This window comes from Streptomyces sp. NPDC047841 (assembly GCF_040704085.1).
Lineage (GTDB): Bacteria > Actinomycetota > Actinomycetes > Streptomycetales > Streptomycetaceae > Streptomyces > Streptomyces argyrophylli.
In genome coordinates this window covers 137,583-155,233 of the sequence record NZ_JBEYRP010000018.1, presented here as the reverse complement: position 1 = coordinate 155,233, position 17,651 = coordinate 137,583, and the positions used below count along the sequence as shown (strand labels likewise).

Sequence of the window (17,651 nt, the reverse complement as noted above, 5' to 3'; positions counted from 1 at the left end):
ACTACTTGGCCGAGAATCCGCCGTCGACGGTGACCACGCTGCCGGTGACACCGCGCGAGCCGTCGCCGACCAGCCACAGCACGGCTTCGGCGACGTCGCCCGCTTCGACCAGTTCGTTCGTCGGCTGGGCCTGGACGAAGATCTCCTCGTGCTCCGCGACGGGCACGTCCAGGGACTTGGCTATCTCGGAGAGCATGCGTCCTTCCAGCACCGGGTCGTCCCGTACCGACCCCGGGCACACCGCGTTCACGCGTACCTTGAGCGGCGCGTAGTCCAGGGCGGCGGCACGGGTCAGGCCGATCAGACCATGCTTGGCCGTGACGTAGGCGGCGAAGTTGCGGTAGCCGACCAGCCCGGCGGTGGAGGAGACGTTGACGATGCTGCCGGAGCGCTGCCGGACCATCACCTCGCCGGCCGCCCGGGTCATGCGCCAGGCCCCGGAGAGGTCCACGTCCAGCATGATGTTCCACTCGTCCTCGGCGATCTCGTGGACCGCCTTGCCCGACGGGGCGGCGATACCGGCGTTGTTCACCACGGCGTCGACCCGTCCGAAGCGCTCGACGGCCGTCGCGACCGTGGCCTCGACGGCGTGGAGATCACGTACGTCGGCGGGGCAGGAGACGACGGTGGCGCCGTGCGCCCGGCACAGCTTCTCCGTGTGGGCCAGCTGGCCCTCGCTGCCGAGGGCGTACGGCACGAGGGGGAGATCGTCCGCGACGTCGACCAGCACCAGGTCGGCGCCGTGGGCGGCGAGCAGTTCGGCGCAGGCGCGGCCGATGCCGCGGGCGGCGCCCGTCACGATGACCGTTTTTCCGCGCAGCCTCATGCCCACGCCTTGAGTTCGTCGTCGATGAGCTTCAGCAGCGGTCCGGGATACTCGGTCAGGTACATGTGGCCGCCGGGCAGTTCCTCGATGCGGAACCCGGACCGGGTGGCCGTCTCCCACTGACGTGCCTGCTCGGACGAGACCAGCGTGTCGTCCAGGCCGCGCACGGACGTGATCGGCACGTCGAGGGGGTCGGTCGCGGCCGGTACGTACGCCTCGTGCATCTCCACGTCGGAACGCAGGGCCGGCAGCAGCAGCTCCAGCAGGTCCGGGTCCGCCAGCGTCGGGTGGTCGTACCCGGCGAACTCGCGCACCCGGGCCAGGAACTCCTCGTCCGGAAGCCCGGTGGCACCGGCCTCGCGCCTGGTCGTGGGGCCGGCCGAACCGCTGACGAAGAGGTGGGCCACCGTCATCCCCCGCCGCTCGCTCAGGTGGCGCGCCATCTCGTAGGCGAGGATCGCCCCGAAGCTGTGGCCGAAGAGGGCCACCGGTCCCGCCGGCGGACCGGCCTGGGCGACGAGTTCGCCGGCCAGCGACTCGACCGCGGTGAAGACGTCGGGGAAGGGCGGGTCGTCGAGGCGCCGCTCACGCCCGGGGAGCTGGACGGGGTGGACCCGGGTGGCCTTCAGGTCGTAGCGCTGCCAGGGGGTGAAGAAGCTGGCGCCTGCTCCGGCGAAGGGGAAGCACAGCAGGGGAACGGTCATGGGGGTACGGCTCCTGTCAGTCGCCTGTACAGGCTGTCGGTCGGGGACGGGCTGTGCGCGGGCGGGGGGTGGCGCGCGGCACCGGATGCGCCCCTGGGCGGCGCGGGACGGCCAGGACGGTGCTCGCGGACGTCGCGGCAGCCGCCTGCCGGTCAGCGGCCTGTCCGTGCCGTGGCCCGGACGGTGTCTCGCGCGGTCCGTTGCACGGTGACGTGCCTCGGCGCGCGAGGCGATGCGACTGTGTCACGGCGTGCTTGAGCCGGCCTTGAGGGTGCCTTGGCCGTCGCGGTCACGTTCTCAACCGCTTCTTGACCGGGGTTCTAGGTGGGGTGCCGAAGCTGGCTGCGCCGAGCATTCCGACGCTGGAGACCTGATGAACGCCCCCGCGCACTCCGAGTGGACCACTGCCCTGGCGACCGGCGGCATCGCCCGGGCCGTGCCGTTCGGAGCGCCTTCACCCGGCCCGGGGCGAAGACCGCCGAGCGGTCCGTGACAGGCTTTCCCGCCGACGCCGTCCTGACGGCCGCGTCGTCTGTGCCGGCCGCCGGGACCGGAGACCGCGGTGGCACTCCGCGGGTCCCGGCGGACGGGACTCCCGCGTGGTGGACGTGCCAGGCCCGCGCGCCGGGCGACCGCTCGGTTCCCGTGTCCCCGGCCGCCGTCCGGCTGGCCGGAACGCGGCCGGTGCGGGGTGGATGAGGTCCCCGCGCCCCGGCCGCCACCCCTGCCTGTCCGGGACGGCCGCCACCCCTTTCCTGTCCGGGGTGACCGGACCCCCGTGCCGCCGCCACCACGGCGTGCGAGCCACGCAGCCGTTGTCCATTTGTCTGACGAGGGTGATCACCGTGCTCCAAGACGCAGACGGATCCAAGGTTCCGATGTCGCCGCCGCGGCGTGATCCCGGGCCGGCCACGGCCTCGGGTCCCGCGGCGTCGGCCGGGCAGAGCCATGCGCCGGCGGGCCTCACCGGAGCGCAGGAAGGCATCTGGTACGGGCAGCAGCTCGACCCGGGGAGCCCGGCCTACAACACCGGCGAGTACCTGGAGATCCACGGACCCGTCGACAAGGACCTGTTCGAGACGGCGCTGCGCCGCACCGTCGCCGAGACGGAGGCACTCGGGCTGCGCTTCGTCGACACGCCCGAGGGACCGCGCTGTCTGTCGGCGCCCGGCACCGACTGGGTGCTGCACGTGCAGGACGTGCGGTCCGCGCCGGACCCGACGGCGGCGGCCGAGGCGTGGATGCGCGCGGAACTCGCCACCGCGGTGTCGCTGGACGACCACCCGCTGTTCACGCAGGCCCTCTTCACCGTGGCCGACGACCGCCACCTGTGGTTCATGAGGGCCCACCACATCCTCCTCGACGGCTACGGTTACCTGCTCGTCTTCCGCCGGACCGCCGAGATCTACTCCGCCCTCGTGTCCGGGCAGGAGGTACCCGGCGCGTCGTTCGCCCCCGTTAGGTCCCTGCTGGAGGAGGAGGCCGCCTACCGGGCCTCGGACCGGTACGAGCGTGACCGCGCCTACTGGACCGGGCGCTTCGCCGGCCTCCCCGGGGCCGCCACCCTCACCGAGGGCAGCGCGCTGCCCTCGCCGGCCTTCCTGCGCCGTGCCGCGGCCTTGTCCCCGGCCACCGCCGGGCGGCTCTCGGCCGTCGCCTCCGAGTGCGGCGCGAACCGCAACGAACTGCTCCTGGCGGCCGTCGCCGCGTACACGCACCGGGTGACGGCCCGCGAGGACGTGATCCTCGGCGTGACGACCATGAGCCGGCTCGGATCGGCCGCCCTGCGCACGCCGGGCACCGTGTCGAACAACCTCCCGCTGCGACTGTCCGTGCGTCCGGAGACCACGGCGGGGGAGCTGGTCCCGGCCGCGGCCGCCGAGCTGCGGGCCGTGCGCAGGCACCAGCAGTACCGCGGGGAGGACCTGCGCCGGGACCTGAAGCTCCTGGGCGGTGACCGGCGGCTGTTCGGGCCGCTCGTCAACCTGGTCCCGTTCTCCCACCGGCTGCACTTCGGCGGCCACCCCGCGACGCCGCACCACCTGTCGGGCGGCGCGGTCGACGACCTGCTGATCACCGTGCGGCCGGGCGCGGACGGCGCCGGTCTCGACTTCGCCTTCGACGCCAATCCGGCGCTGTACACCGAGGACGCGCTCGCCGGGCACCTGGAGGGACTCCTGGCCCTGCTGGAGCAACTGGGCGGGACCGGAACGACGTTCACGGTGGGCCGGGCGGCCCCGCGCACGTCGGGTGAGGCTTCCGCCGACGTGTCCCCCGGGCCGGACGGCGGTCCACAACCGGCCGCCGACGGCACGCCGGGCCGCGAGGCGCCGCCGGCCGACGGCGTCGGGACCCCGGGCGGCCCGGAGGCCACCGAGGCCGAGGCCGTGGTCTGCCGCCTCTTCGAGGAGCTGCTGGGGCTGCCCGCGTACACGGTCGGGCCGGACGACGACTTCTTCGACCTCGGCGGGCAGTCCCTGCTCGCCTCCAAGCTGCGGACCAGGCTGCGTGCCGTCACCGGCGCCGAGGTGGCCCTGAGGACGATCTTCACCAAGCCGACTCCCGCCCAGATCGCCGAGGGGCTGCCGGCCCCCTCCGCCGCACGGGAAACGGCACGGCCGGCGCTGGTGCCCGCGGGGCGCGCGGGCCGGATCGCACTGTCCTCCGCCCAGCAGGGCATGTGGTTCCTGAACCAGATCGACACCACGGTCGCCACCTACAACATGCCGCTCGTCGTACGGCTGGAGCGGCCGGTCGACGACGAGGCCCTGCGCGCGGCCCTGGCGGACGTCGTCGACCGGCACGAGAGCCTGCGCACCCTCCTGCCGCAGGCCGACGGCACTCCGTACCAGGACATCCGCGCGCCGGGAACCGTGCGGCCCGATCTGGAGGTCGTGGACTGTCCTGCCGAGGAGGTGGAGGCGCACGTCGCGACGGCGAAGCGCCGCCCGTTCGACCTGACGCGGGACCTGCCGCTGTGGGCCGGGCTGTACGGCCCCCGGCGCGGGCCCCGCGCGCTGGTGCTCGTCCTGCACCACAGCGCGGCCGACGGGTGGTCGCTGGTGCCGTTCGCACACGACCTCTCGACGGCGTACGCGGCCCGGCTGGAGGGCCGGGCCCCCGACTGGGCGCCGCCGGTCGTCCAGTACGCCGACTACACGCTGTGGCAGCGGAAGCTGCTCGACGGGCTGCGCGATCCCGACTCCCTGATGGGCCGTCAGCTCGCGTTCTGGAAGGAGTCGCTGGCGGGTCTCCCGGAGGAGATCGCGCTGCCGGCGGACAGGGAGCGTCCGGCCGTGCCCGGTCGCCGCGGCCGGAGCCTGAGCGTGGACATCGGCGCCGGCCTCCACCGTGCCCTGCTGCGGCTGGCGGACGCCGGCGGGGCCAGTCTGTTCATGGTCCTCCAGGGCGCCCTGGCCGCCCTGCTCACCCGCTGCGGCGCCGGCACCGACATCCCCCTGGGCACCCCGGTCGCGGGGCGCGGCGACGCGGCCCTGGACGAGATGGTCGGCCTGGTCACCAACACCCTCGTCACGCGCACCGACACCTCGGCGGACCCCGCCTTCCGCGACCTGCTGGCCCGGGTGCGGGCCTTCGACCTGGCCGCCTACGACCATCAGGACCTGCCGTTCGACCGGCTCGTGGAGGAGCTCAACCCGGCCCGCGCGGCCGCCCGGCACCCCCTGTTCCAGGTGATGCTGGCCCTGCAGAACAACACCGAGGCCGTCCTGCGGCTCGGCGCCAACGCGGCCCCTCTTCATCCCACGGCGACCGGCACGGCGAAGTTCGACCTGTTCGTCGAGTTCACCGAGCGCCGGGCCGGCGACGGGGCACCCGGCGGGCTGACCTGCCACGTCGAGTACGACACCGACCTCTTCGCCGAGGCCACGGTCCGTCGGCTGGCCGACTCACTGCGCGAGACCCTCGCCGCGGTGGCCGCGGACCCGGACCTGCGGATCAGCGGGCTGCCCGACCCCGGCCCGTGGTCCTCGCGGGCCGCCGCGGTGGAGGAGCCGTTCGACCCGGGGGCCCTGGAACGGGCGGTGCTCGCGGTGGGCGGCATCCGGGAGTGTGCGGTGCTGCCGCCCGAGGACCGCGACACCGCCGGGCCGACCGTCCTCGCCGTACCGACCCGGGCGAACGCGGTCGAGAGGGCGGAGCGGGCTCTGCGGGGTGCGGCGCCCGGCGGACGAACGCCGCGGGTCGTGGGCGTCCGCGACCTGCCCCGCACCGCGGACGGCGCCCTGGACACCGCCGCGCTGCGAAGCCTCCCGCGGATCGGCACGGAGCAGGCGGAGCGGTGGCGCAGGGCGCTGGCCGAACTGCCCGGGGTGGCCGACGTCACCGTGGAGCTGGAGGAGGACGCGGAGCCGCTGGGCCGGCTGCACGCGGGGCCGGCCGCCTCCCGCCCCGCCGGGCGCACCGGCACGGCGGCCGGTCAAGCCCCGAAGGCGGCGGCCGGTCGCACCGGGCGGGACGCGGTTCCCTCGCTCAGCGAGGGCCCCGAGCTGTCCGAGCCGGAGGTGCGGACGTGGGCGGAAGCCCTGCGCCGGGCGGCCGCCGGCGGACCGCACGCCGAGGTGGTGCACGTGCGGGCCGACGGCAGCGTCCTGCGCCGCAGCTACGCGAGCCTGGCGGAGGAGGCGTCCCGGGTCCTGGGCGGGCTGCGCGGGCTGGGACTGCGCCCCGGCGACCAGGTGATACTCCAGTGCGACGACACCGAGGACTTCCTGGCGGCCCTGTGGGGCTGCATCCTCGGCGGGTTCGTCACCGTGCCCCTGACCGTGCCGTCCTCCTACGCCGAGGACAGCGGGGCGGTGAACAAGCTGGAGGGCGTCTGGGGGATGCTGGGCCGCCCCTGGATCGTCACCTCGGGCGGCCACGAGGACGGGCTGCGCGCCTTCGCCGGCCGGCGCGGGCTGACGGACCTGCGGCTCACCACGGTGGACGAGCTGCGCTCGGGACCCGCCGACTCCGCGTGGCATCCGGCGCGCCCCGACGACCTGATCCTCCTGCTGCTCACCTCCGGCAGCACCGGCCTGCCCAAGGCGGTCCGGATCAGCCACCGGGGCGTCCTCACCCGTTCCGCGGCCACCGCCCAGGTCAACGGCCTGACGGAACACGACGTCTCGCTGAACTGGATCCCTCTCGACCACGTCACCGGCGTCGTGATGTTCCACCTCAGGGACGTCTACCTGGGCTGCCGGCAGGTCCACGCGCCCACGTCCTGGATCCTCGAGGACCCGCTGCGCTGGATGGACCTGGCGGACCGGCACCGGGTCACCGTCACCTGGGCCCCCAACTTCGCCTTCGGTCTGCCCGCCGAGCACGCCGACCGGATGGCCGGCCGGCGCTGGGACCTGTCGCCGATGCGGCTGGTGATGAACTGCGGAGAGGTCGTGGTGGCCGCCACCGCCCGCCGCTTCCTCAAGGTGCTCGCCCCGTTCGGGCTGCCGTCGACGGTCGTGCACCCCGGCTGGGGGATGTCCGAGACCTGTTCGGTGGTGACGGACGCCGTGCTGCCGGCCGAACCGGCGGCGGACGAGGACGGCTTCGTCAGCTGCGGGCTGCCCTACCCCGGGTTCGCCATGCGGGTCGTGGACGACCAGGGCCACGTCGTGCCGGAGGGCACGGTCGGCCATTTCCAGGTCCGCGGCACCTCGGTGACCTCCGGCTACCACGACAACCCGGAGAAGAACGCCGAGTCGTTCACCGAGGACGGCTGGTTCGACACCGGTGACCTGGCCTTCCTGCGCTCCGGCGAGCTGTACATCACCGGCCGGGCCAAGGACGTCATCATCATCAACGGCGTCAACCACTACAGCCACGAGATCGAGGCGTGCGTGGAGGAACTGCCGTTCGTGGAGCGGTCGTTCACGGCGGCCTGCGCGGTGCGGCCGGACCCCGCGGCGGACACCGACGAACTGGCCCTGTTCCTGAACGTCGCCCCCGGCACCGACCTGGCCGACGCACTGCGCACGGTGCGCGGCAAGGTGACCCGGCAGACCGGGATCACCCCCGCCTACGTGATTCCGGTGGAGCAGCGGACCATACCCAAGACCGAGATCGGCAAGATCCAGCGGACGCAGCTGCGCAAGCGTTTCGAGGCCGGCGAGTTCGACGAGGACGTACGGCGCACCGAAGTGCTGCTGGGCACCGCGGCGACCGTGCCGGACTGGTTCCTGCGCCCGGTGTGGCGGCGCGTGCGGCGCCCGTGGAGCACGGCGTCCCCCGCACGGCACACCCTGGTGCTCGCCGGACGCGACGCCCTGGGCGCCCGGGTCGCCGAGGAGGTGGCCGCCGAGCTGCGGCGGGGCGGTGCCCTGTGCACGGTCGTCACCGCGGCCGCCGGGTTCCGCCGTGTCGACGCGGCGCACTACCGCGTCCGCGTCGACCGGCCCGAGGACTACGAGGCACTGCTCGCCGGCCTGACCGTGGACGGGCGTCCGGTGGACGCCGTGATCCATCTGGGAGCGCTGACCTCCGGCAGCGAGGAGCCCGCGTGCGTGGGGGACCTCCAGGAAGCCCAGCGGGACGGCGTGGACAGCCTGGTGTGCCTGGCCAGGGCGCTGGCGGGGAACGGCACCCCGGAGCGCTCCGTCGGCCTGCGCCTGGTGACCGGCGGAACCCAGGACGTGCTGCCCGAGGACCGGCCGTCCTGCCTCCACGCGGCCGCGGGCGGCCTGCTGAGGAGCCTGCGGGAGGAACTGCCCTGGCTCGACGCCGGCCGGCTCGACCTCCCGGTCGCCGACCCCGGTGAGGCGGCCCGCCTGATCCTCGCCGAGGCGGGCGGTCCGGTGACCGACCCGGAAGTGGCGTACCGCGACGGCGAGCGCTGGGTGCGCCGCCTGGCACCACTGCCCGATCCGCTCCCCCGCAGGTCCCCGGCCGCGGCCGACGGCTTCCTGCTGGTGAGCGGCGGCCTGGGTGGCGTGTCCGCGCTGGTCGCCGAGCATCTGCTCGCGACCCCGGGCACCCGGCTCCTGCTGATCGGCCGCACCGAGCTGCCGCCCGAGCACACCTGGGACGCGTCCGCCGGCCGGGACCCGGAGACGGCCCGGCGCATCCAGGCGTACCGCGGGCTGCGCGAACGCGGGGAGGTGCGCTACGAGTGCGCCGACGTCACCGACCCGGCGCAGGTGCGCGCCGCGGTGGAGAAGGCCGCCGCCGAGTGGTCGGCCCCGCTGGCCGGGGTGGTGCACCTCGCGGGCGCCTTCGACCAGCGGCCCGTGGCCGAGTACGACCTGGACGGGTGGCGCGGCGCGCTCGCCGCGAAGGTCACCGGCGGCTGGGTGCTGCACCGGCTGGCCGAGGAGCACGCGGCCTCCTCGTTCCTGTCCTTCTCCTCGGTCAACGGCTTCTTCGGCGGCTCCATGACGGGCGCCTACGCCGCCGCCAACGCCTTCCTGGACGCCTTGGCGGTGCGTCAGCACCGCGAGGGCCGGCTGACCGCCCAGAGCCTGGCGTGGAGCATGTGGGACGACATCGGCATGAGCCGGGGCTACGCGTTGCGGGCGCTGACCGAGGCGCGCGGTTACCGGGTCCTCGGCCACAGGGACGGTCTGCGCTCCCTCGACCTCGCCCGGTCCCTGGACGAGCCGCACCTGCTGATCGGCGTCGACCGCGCACGTCCCTGGGTACGCGGCCGGCTCTCGGGCCCGGCGCGCCCGGTGCACCGGCTCGCGGCCCGGGTGGCGCTGCGCGAGGGCACGGACATCGGGGAGCTGCACCGGGCCGCCGCGGACGCCGCCGGGCCGGCCGGTGCCGACGGCAGGTGGGTCCTGCGGGCGGCCGGGACGGCACCCAGCGAGGCGCCGCCCGTACCGCGGCCCGCCGATCCGGACACCGGCCGGCGCCGGGCGCTGGAGGACCGGCTGTGCGGGATCTGGCGCCAGGTCCTGGGCCGTGACCAGGTGGGGGTCGACGACAGCTTCTTCGACCTCGGGGGCACGTCCCTGCTGCTGGTGCGCGCGATGACCTCGATCAACCGGGAACTGGGCTGCGCCCTCACCGTCGTGGACCTGTTCAGCCATCCCACGGTCGCGGCACTGGCCCGGTACCTCGCCGACCGGGTGGCCGTCCCCGTACCGGAGGACGGCGGACCCGCCGGGGACGGTTCCCTGGCGGACGCACGGCAACGGGCGCAGCGGCAGCGCACCGCACGGAACAGGTCCGTGCGGCGGAGCAGGCAGGAGCAGGGGGCCGGCGGCGATGACTGACACCACGGACAACGACATCGCCGTCATCGGCATGGCAGCACGGTTTCCCGGAGCCGACACAGTGGAGGAGTTCTGGGAGAACGTCGCCGCCGGCAAGGAGTCGATCCGTCCCCTCTCCGACGAGGAGTTCCTCGCCGCGGGCGGGGATCCGGCGGACTTGGAGGACCCCTCCCTGGTGCGCAGGGCCTCGGTCGTCGACGGGGTCGACCTGTTCGACGCGGCCTTCTTCGGCTACAGCCCCGCCGAGGCCGCGGTCGTGGACCCGCAGCAGCGGCTGCTGCTGGAGTGCGCCTACCACGCGCTGGAAGCGGCAGGGTACGCGGCCGACCGGGAGAAGCGGACGATCGGGGTCTACGCGGGTGCGGGCGACAGCCGCTACTACGCGTCCCACGTGTATCCGCGGTTCGCCGGCCGGCCCGGCTCAGTGGAGCTGATGCACAGCACCGCCGCCAACTCGCTCGGCACCCTGGCCACCAGGATCTCCTACGAACTCGGGCTGACGGGCCCGAGCCTGTCCCTCCAGACGGCCTGCTCCACGGGGCTGGTGGCCATCCACACCGCCTGTCAGGAGCTGCTGAACCACGCCTGCGACATGGCGCTGGCCGGGGCGGTCTCGGTCAACCCGTCGGCGAAGCTCGGCTACCGCCACGTCCCGGGCGGCATGTTCTCGCCGGACGGCCGCTGCCGGGCCTTCGACGCGGACGCCGCGGGCACCGTGCCGGGAGACGGCGTGGGCGTGGTGGTCCTCAGACGCCTGGGCGACGCCCTGGCGGACGGCGACCGGATCAGGGCCGTGATCAGAGGGTCGGCGGTCAACAACGACGGCCGGCGGAAGGTGGGTTTCAGCGCGCCCAGCACCGAGGGGCAGGCCGAGGTGATCCTCACGGCCCAGGCGCTGGCCGGCGTCGACGCGGACTCCATCGGCTACCTGGAGGCCCACGGCACGGGCACGAACCTCGGCGACCCCATCGAGGTGGAGGCGCTGACCAAGGTGTTCCGGGAGACCACCGACCGCACGGGGTTCTGCGCCCTGGGGTCGGTCAAACCCAACATCGGCCACCTGGGGGCCGCGGCCGGCATGGCGGGCTTCATCAAGGCCGTGCTGGTCCTGGAGCACCGGCTGATCCCGCCGGTCGCGCACTTCCGCCGCCCTAACCCGCTGATCGACCTGGCCGGCGGCCCGTTCCGGGTGCCGGCCGAACCGGAGGCGTGGCAGCCGGGGAACGGTCCGCGCCGGGCGGGCGTCAGCGCCTTCGGCATCGGCGGTACGAACGCACACGTCGTCGTGGAGGAGGCACCGCCGGCACCGGAGCGGGACCGGCCGGTGCACCGGAGCGACACCCCCGGGGCGCGGTGGCAGGTGCTGCCGCTGTCCGCCCGCACTCCCGGAGCCCTGCGCGGCCAGTGCGACCGGCTCGCCCGGCACCTGTCCGACCACCCCGGCGCGGACCTGGCCGAGGTGTCCCACACCCTGCGCACCCGCCGCCCCGCCATGCCCCACCGGGCCGCGGTGGTCGCCGAGAACGGCCGGGACGCGGTCGAGGCGCTGGGCCGTCCGCTGTCCGACACGCCCCCGCGCGGCGCGGACCGCCCCCCGCGCCTGGCCTTCCTGCTGCCCGGCGGCGGCGCCCAGTACCCCGGCATGGGCGCGGAGCTGTACCGCGGCTGCGCCCCGTACCGCGACGTCGTCGACCACTGCGCCGGCGTCCTGCGGCCCGTGCTGGGACGGGACCTGCGGGACACGCTGTTCGCCTCCGGTACCGCCGACGACGGTGTGCAGGGGCTGCTGTCGGTGGTGGTCACCGAGTACGCCCTGGCGACCGTGCTGATGGAGCGCGGGGTCCGTCCGGACGCCATGATCGGCCACTCCCTCGGCGAGTACACCGCGGCCTGTCTCGCCGGGGTCATGGACCTGGAGGAGATGCTGGCGCTGGTGGCGGAGCGCGGACGGCTGATGGTCGCGGCCGGCGGCGCCACCGTCAGCGTGGCCCTGGACGAGGCGCGGCTGCGCCCGCTGCTGACCGGCGGTCTGTCGCTCAGCGTGGTGAACGGTCCGGACGCCTGCACCGTCGCGGGCAGTGAGGAGGCGGTGGCGGCGCTGGAGCGGCGGCTGGCGGCCGAGGAGGTCCCGCATCGCCGGCTGGCGCTGTCCCTCGCGGCCCATTCGCACCTGCTCGACCCGATCCTCGGTGACTTCGCCGAGGCCGTGCGCGGCGTCACCCTGCGCCCGCCCCGGATCCCCTACGTCACCGACACCACCGGCACCTGGGTCACCGGCGAACAGGCGACCAGTGTCCAGCACTGGGTCGACCAGCTCCGCCGGACCGTCCGTTTCGCCGACGGCGTCAGGACCCTGTGGGGGCACGGCGAACCGCTGATGGTGGAGGTGGGCCCCGGCGACACGCTGTCGAAGCTGGTCCGGGCGTGTCTGCCGGATGCGCCGCCGGCCACGGTCACCACCATGCGCCACGCCAAGGGCACGCGGTCCGACGTCCAGGTGTTCACCGAGGCGCTGGCCCGGCTGTGGACGGCCGGGGTACCGGTCGATCTCGCGCCCTTGGACGGAGCCCGGGACCATGGGCCGGGGGCGCCCCTGCCGCCTTACGCCTTCGACCGCCGCCGCCACTGGATCGACCCTCCGCGCCCGGCCGCCCGCCCGCGCGCGGAGGCCGCCGCGCCGGACGCCCCGTCGAGCTCCGAGCTCCCCGGGGACGCCCCGGAGGGCACGGACGCACCGGCCCGCTCGTCCGCCCCCCGGCCGCACCTCGGGACCTCGTACGAGGCCCCCCGCAGCAGCCTGGAGCGCGCGGTCGCCGCGCAGTGGCAGGAGGTCCTGGGGGTGGAGCCGGTCGGCGTGCACGACAACTTCTTCGACCTGGGCGGCGACTCCATGCGCGCGGTCATCCTGGCCGGCCGGCTGCGCGACGCGGGCCTGCTGGACGTGCCGGGCTCGGCGGTGCTGGCCTCCCCCACCGTCGCCGGGCTGCTGGGCCACGCGGGCCGCCGCGGCGGGGGGCTGGACGCCTTCGCCCCGGTCCTCCCGCTGCGCGCGGCGGGCGACCGGCGCCCGCTGTTCTGTCTGCATCCCGGCGGCGGCATCGGCTGGCGGTACGCCGGGCTCCTCGCCCACCTGGGCGACCGGCAGCCCGTCTACGCCGTCCAGGCGCGCGGGCTGGACGGCTGCGCACCGCCCGCGGCCGACCCGAAGGACATGGTCGAGTCGTACCTGGGACTGCTGCGCGAGATCCAGCCGGAGGGCCCCTACCGGCTCCTCGGCTGGTCCTACGGCGGGATGGTGGCCCACGCCATGGCCACCGCGCTGCAGGGGGAGGGCGAGCGTGTGGAGCTGCTGGCCATGCTGGACGCTCCGCTGCTGCACCGGCATCCGCCGTCCCCGGAGGTGGCCGAACGGCAGGTGGTGTCCCTGCTCTCCAGGCTGACCGGTGTCCACCTGCCGGACGGTGCGCCCGCCGACGTGGCCGGACTGCTGCGGCTGCTCGACGCGTCCGGCCCGGCGGCGGGTGCGGAGGTGACGGCTGTGGAGGCGGAGCGGATCGCCCGCGTCATGCGCAACAACCTGCGCATCGCGCCCGGGTTCAGCCCGGAGGTGTTCCACGGGGACGTGCTGTTCTTCAGCGCCGTCGGCGGTGCGGCCGGGGCCGGCGGCTCGGACGACCCCTCGGACGCCCGGGGCAAGGCCGAGGAGTGGGGCGCGTACGTCGACGGTGTGGTCGAGGACCACGAGGTGGCCTGCGGCCACTACGAGATGACCGAGCCGGAGCCGATCGCGCGGATCGGTGGGATCGTGGCGGCGGCTCTGGAGAAGGGGAATCTCCCGTAGCGATTCACCGTCCGCGCGTGCCGCCGCCGTTTCCTGCTCGCCCTCGCCCTATTCGGCGAGGGCGAGCAGGCTCGCGCGGACCTCGTCGCGCAGTTCGCGCATGAAGGGCCGGCTGAAACAGGCGGTGTGGTGCGGGAACTCGATGGCGAGACGGCCGTCGAAAGAGGTGACGCAGGCCATGATCGGGCTGCGGCCGGCCTGCGGGAAGTAGTGTTCGCGGGCCGGCACGAGCCGCACGTCGGTGAGCCGCGTGCCCTCGGGGAGGCGCGGGCCGGACACGACGCCCATGTTGGTGACGATGACCGTGCCGAGGTGGAGCGCCGGATGCTGTGCGGCCGAGGGCATGATCCGCATCTCCCGGAAGTGGTCGCCGCGGTCGAGGAGGTCCCGTATCCCGGCGCCGGCCTCGCGGGCCAGCTCGACGAGGCCGGTGTCCTCGCCGACGGGCAGGGTCTGCAGGTGCATGGTGACCGCGGCGACCATGCGGCCGGCGGGCACCGGGGGCGTCAGGCGCGAGCGCAGGTCGATCGGTGACACGCACCCGAGGACGCGCGTGCCGGTGCCGTCCAGGCGCCGACGGGCGGCGAGCAGCATGGCGGCGCTGATGAGGGCGTGCACGGACACGCCTTCCGCACGGGCCCGTTCGCGCAGCCGGGCGGTCGGTCCGGCGTCGAGCAGCAGCCGCCGGACCTCGATCCGGTGGGGTTCCCCGCCGGCTTCCTCCCCGTTCGCGCCGGTGTCGAACGGGACGAGTTCGACGGGGTGGCTGCCGGTCCGCTCCACCCGCTGCCGCAGGTACTTCCGGGTCTCCTCCGGATCCTCGGCCGGCAGCAACGCGCTGACGGGACCGGGGAGTTCGGTCACGGGCGGACACGGGGCCGCGGTGCCCTCGACGAGCTCCCGGTAGCGGTCCCAGAGGGCGTTGAGGAGGGCGATCGCGCTGTGTCCGTCGGTGACGACGTGGTCGATGCTCAGGATCAGGGTGTACCGCTCGGTGTCGGGATGGCTGACGAGCACCGCGCGGGTCAGCGGGCCCCCCACCGGCAGCGGGGTGTTGAACTCCTCCAGGTACGCCTCCTCGCCGCCGGTGCGCAGCCGCAGCCGGGGCCGCTCGGCCTCGGGGAGGGGGGCGAGGGCGTGGCCGTCTCCGTCCGGGACGATACGTGTCAGCAGCGTCGGCTGCGCCGCGGTGACCGCCTCGAACGCTTCGGCCAGGAGGGCCGGTTCGACGGGGCCCTCCAGGACGCAGGAGAGGACCGCCCTGCTCCGCTGGGCGACGTAGAGGTTTTCCGCGGGGCACAGCGCACGTCGCATCTGAACAGCCTTTCTCCGCACTGTGTGATCTTGTCGTACGGCAGGATAAGGCGCTTGATATCAGGAGGACTTGAGCTCCGGTGGAAGCCCGCTTGACATCACCTTGGGTCCCCCCGCACATCCGGCTTGAGTTCCCCTGGACCACCTTGACCGGCCGGCTCCTCGTCGATCAGTGTCGGATGGCGCCCGAGCCGGACACGAAGGAGACGACATTGGCAGGCACAGGACGACTCCAGGGCAGGACCGCTCTGGTGACGGGAGGCAGCCGCGGCATCGGACGGGCCATCAGCAGACGGCTCGCGAGCGAGGGCGCGCTGATCGCCGTCCACTACGGGCACGACGAGGCGGCGGCGGACCGTACGGTCAAGGAGATCGAGACCGACGGCGGCCGGGCGTTCGCGATCCGTGCGGAGCTGGGCGTCCCCGGCGACGCGGCCGCCCTGTGGGCCGCGTTCGACCGCGAGCTGGCCGCGTACGCCCCGGACGCCGAACCGGGTCTGGACATCCTGGTCAACAACGCCGGGATCACGCTGCCCCGGCCGATCGAGCAGGTCACCGAGGAGGCCTACGACCGCGTCTTCGCCGTCAACACCAAGGCCCCGTTCTTCATCATCCAGCAGGGCCTCGGCCGGCTGCGGGACGGCGGCCGGATCGTCAACGTGTCGTCGGCGGCCACGCGGTTCGCGTACCCGTCGATCATCGCGTACTGCATGACCAAGGCGGCCATGGACCATCTCACGCTGCCCCTCGCCGTCCAGCTCGCCCCGCGGAACATCACGGTGAACGCGGTCGCCCCGGGCTTCACCGAGACCGAGATCAACCCGACCCTGAAGGACCCGCGGATCAGGCAGGCGCTGTCCGCGCACTCGGTGTTCGACCGGCTCGGCCAGCCGGAGGACATCGCCGACGTCGTCGCCTTCGTGGCGAGCGACGGCGCCCGCTGGGTGACCGGTCAGTGGCTCGACGCGGCCGGCGGCGTCCACCTCGGCCTGTAGGCGGAAGGAGCACCGCATGACCGCCAGGGAGATCTCGGCCTTCGCCGCCGAGGAGGAGCGGCGCGTTCTGAGCCTCAGGCCGGTCCTCGCGCCGGTGCACGGACGATACGGCGACCATCCCCACCAGGTCTACGACGCCTGGCCCGCCGAGGACGCGGACGCCCCACTGGTGCTGCTGCTGCACGGCGGGTACTGGCGCTACGACCGGATGCACCTGACGCCGTTCGCCGCCTGGCTGGCGGGGCAGGGCTTCTCCGTGCTGCTGCCGGGCTTTCGCCGGTCCGGAGGCGCCGGCGGCTATCCGGAGACGTTCGACGACGTCGCCCGGATCGTCGACACCCTGCCCGAGGGACGGCCGTACGTCCTGGCCGGCCACTGCTCCGGCGGCCATCTCGCCCTGTGGTGCGCGGCGCGGGCCCTGCTGCCCGCAGGCTCGCCGTGGTACACGTCGTCCCTCCCGCCCGCCGTGCTCGCCCTCGCTCCGCTGACCGACCTGGAGGCCACCCGCCGGGACCGGCTCAGCAACGACGCGGCGCTGCAACTCCTGGGAGGACAGGACCTGTTCGAGGCGCGGATGCCGTACGTGGATCCGCTGACGCTGCTCAGGGGGCCGAGGACGACGGGTGTGCGGACCGTGCTGCTGCACGGCTCGGTCGACGAGGAGGTGCCGCTGACGCAGTTCGCGGACTACGCGGCGGTCCACGACGACCTGGAGACGGTCGTGCTGCCCGGCGTCGGCCACTACACGCTCATCGAGCCCGGCGCCCCCGGCGCGCTCGCGGTCGCCGCCACCCTCCGCCGCCTGACCGCGGCCCTGCCCGCCGACGGCCACCAGCGCCCGCGGTGCTGAACGGCTGCGGCGCGAGGTGTGCCGGCCGCGTCCGGGCTCAGGACACCCATCCCTCCTCGTAGGCGATCCGGACCGCGTCGACGCGGTTGCGCGCACCGAGTTTGGCGACGATGGAGGTCAGGTAGTTCCGCACGGTCCCCTGGGACAGGCACAGGCTCGTCGCTATCTCGACGACGTCAGCGCCCCGGGCGGCATGCCGGAGGACCTCGGCCTCCCGGGCCGACAGGGGGCTCTCCTGATGCTCCCAGGCCTCCAGCAGCAGCTCGGAGGCGATGGCGGGCCGGCCGGCGGCGACCGTGCGCACCGACGCGGCGAGCTGGTCCGGCGGGGCGTCCTTGAGGAGGAAGCCCTGTACGTGGGCGGCCAGAGCACGCCGCAGCAGGCCCGGCCGGCCGAAGGACGTGAGGATCAGGGTGCGGCAGCTCGGCAGCTTGCGGTGGAGTTCCTGCGCTGCCGTGAGCCCGTCCGTGCCGGGGAGACTGATGTCGAGCACCGCCACGTCGGGCCGGGTCTCCAGGGCGGCCGGCACGATCTCGTCCCCCCGGCTGACGGAGGCGACGACGAGCAGGTCCTCCTCCAGCTCCAGTAAGGCGACCAGTGCCCCGCGGACCATCTCGACATCCTCGGCGAGCAGGATTCTGATGGGCATGGTTCCGCACTTCCGTCCCGATCGATGCGCCCCGGCGTCCCTGCGGTGCCGCTTGACTCTACTGTCACCACGTCGGCATCACTACGGTGGGTTCACACGCAGCCGGGGGGATCGTCGTGACGTACTCCGCGGACACGTGAGCTGTGAGGGGGCTGACGCCGCCGACCTGTGGTTTCGCACGGCCGCGCACGACGGATAGCCCGCCTGCCGCCCGAGTGTGATGTTCGTCATCGGGTGTCCCGACGACAACGGG

Annotated in this window: 8 protein-coding genes; 4 read left to right on the top strand and 4 right to left on the bottom strand. The window is 74.2% G+C overall.

The features are described 5' to 3' along the window. Position 1 precedes the first annotated feature (1 nt). Together AB0947_RS29360 and AB0947_RS29355 are read right to left on the bottom strand one after the other, a co-directional pair. Positions 2–826 carry an SDR family oxidoreductase gene (locus AB0947_RS29360; protein WP_366753360.1) on the bottom strand — a complete coding sequence of 275 codons (825 nt, stop codon included), beginning with the start codon at positions 824–826 and terminating at the stop codon, positions 2–4. Next, positions 823–1,530: an alpha/beta fold hydrolase gene (locus AB0947_RS29355; protein ID WP_366753359.1), complete on the bottom strand. Its 708-nt coding sequence runs from the start codon at positions 1,528–1,530 to the stop codon at positions 823–825. The genes AB0947_RS29360 and AB0947_RS29355 overlap by 4 nt, the downstream gene beginning before the upstream one ends. An 845-nt stretch (positions 1,531–2,375) precedes the next feature. On the opposite strand from AB0947_RS29355, the gene AB0947_RS29350 reads away from it, so the two are divergent. Both AB0947_RS29350 and AB0947_RS29345 read left to right on the top strand, forming a co-directional pair. Further along, on the top strand, positions 2,376–9,749 hold the full coding sequence (locus AB0947_RS29350; protein WP_366753358.1) for an SDR family oxidoreductase: 7,374 nt from the start codon (positions 2,376–2,378) through the stop codon (positions 9,747–9,749). Further along, positions 9,742–13,590, top strand: a complete 3,849-nt coding sequence (locus AB0947_RS29345; RefSeq protein WP_366753357.1) for a beta-ketoacyl synthase N-terminal-like domain-containing protein — start codon at positions 9,742–9,744, stop codon at positions 13,588–13,590. Before AB0947_RS29350 ends, AB0947_RS29345 begins: the two co-directional genes overlap by 8 nt. 48 nt (positions 13,591–13,638) lie before the next feature. On the opposite strand, the gene AB0947_RS29340 is transcribed toward AB0947_RS29345, so the two are convergent. After that, positions 13,639–14,904 carry a condensation domain-containing protein gene (locus AB0947_RS29340; protein ID WP_366753356.1) on the bottom strand — a complete coding sequence of 422 codons (1,266 nt, stop codon included), beginning with the start codon at positions 14,902–14,904 and terminating at the stop codon, positions 13,639–13,641. A 212-nt stretch (positions 14,905–15,116) separates the two neighbouring features. Here AB0947_RS29340 and AB0947_RS29335 point away from each other — a divergent pair, with 212 nt between their 5' ends. Together AB0947_RS29335 and AB0947_RS29330 are read left to right on the top strand one after the other, a co-directional pair. After that, positions 15,117–15,899, top strand: a complete 783-nt coding sequence (locus tag AB0947_RS29335; protein ID WP_366753355.1) for an SDR family oxidoreductase — start codon at positions 15,117–15,119, stop codon at positions 15,897–15,899. Positions 15,900–15,915: 16 nt separating this feature from the next. Then, positions 15,916–16,749 carry an alpha/beta fold hydrolase gene (locus tag AB0947_RS29330; RefSeq protein WP_366753354.1) on the top strand — a complete coding sequence of 278 codons (834 nt, stop codon included), beginning with the start codon at positions 15,916–15,918 and terminating at the stop codon, positions 16,747–16,749. Positions 16,750–16,786: 37 nt separating this feature from the next. Here the strand turns inward: AB0947_RS29330 and AB0947_RS29325 are convergent, their stop codons facing one another. Then, positions 16,787–17,398 (bottom strand): response regulator transcription factor, encoded by a 612-nt coding sequence (locus AB0947_RS29325; RefSeq protein WP_366753353.1) that lies wholly within the window; start codon positions 17,396–17,398, stop codon positions 16,787–16,789. Positions 17,399–17,651: the final 253 nt, after the last annotated feature.

Coding starts and splice junctions, on each gene's coding strand:
- AB0947_RS29325 (WP_366753353.1), bottom strand. CDS start 17,398: ATGCCCATCAGAATCCTGCTCGCCGAGGATGTCGAGATGGTCCGCGGG.
- AB0947_RS29330 (WP_366753354.1), top strand. CDS start 15,916: ATGACCGCCAGGGAGATCTCGGCCTTCGCCGCCGAGGAGGAGCGGCGC.
- AB0947_RS29360 (WP_366753360.1), bottom strand. CDS start 826: ATGAGGCTGCGCGGAAAAACGGTCATCGTGACGGGCGCCGCCCGCGGC.
- AB0947_RS29340 (WP_366753356.1), bottom strand. CDS start 14,904: ATGCGACGTGCGCTGTGCCCCGCGGAAAACCTCTACGTCGCCCAGCGG.
- AB0947_RS29355 (WP_366753359.1), bottom strand. CDS start 1,530: ATGACCGTTCCCCTGCTGTGCTTCCCCTTCGCCGGAGCAGGCGCCAGC.
- AB0947_RS29345 (WP_366753357.1), top strand. CDS start 9,742: ATGACTGACACCACGGACAACGACATCGCCGTCATCGGCATGGCAGCA.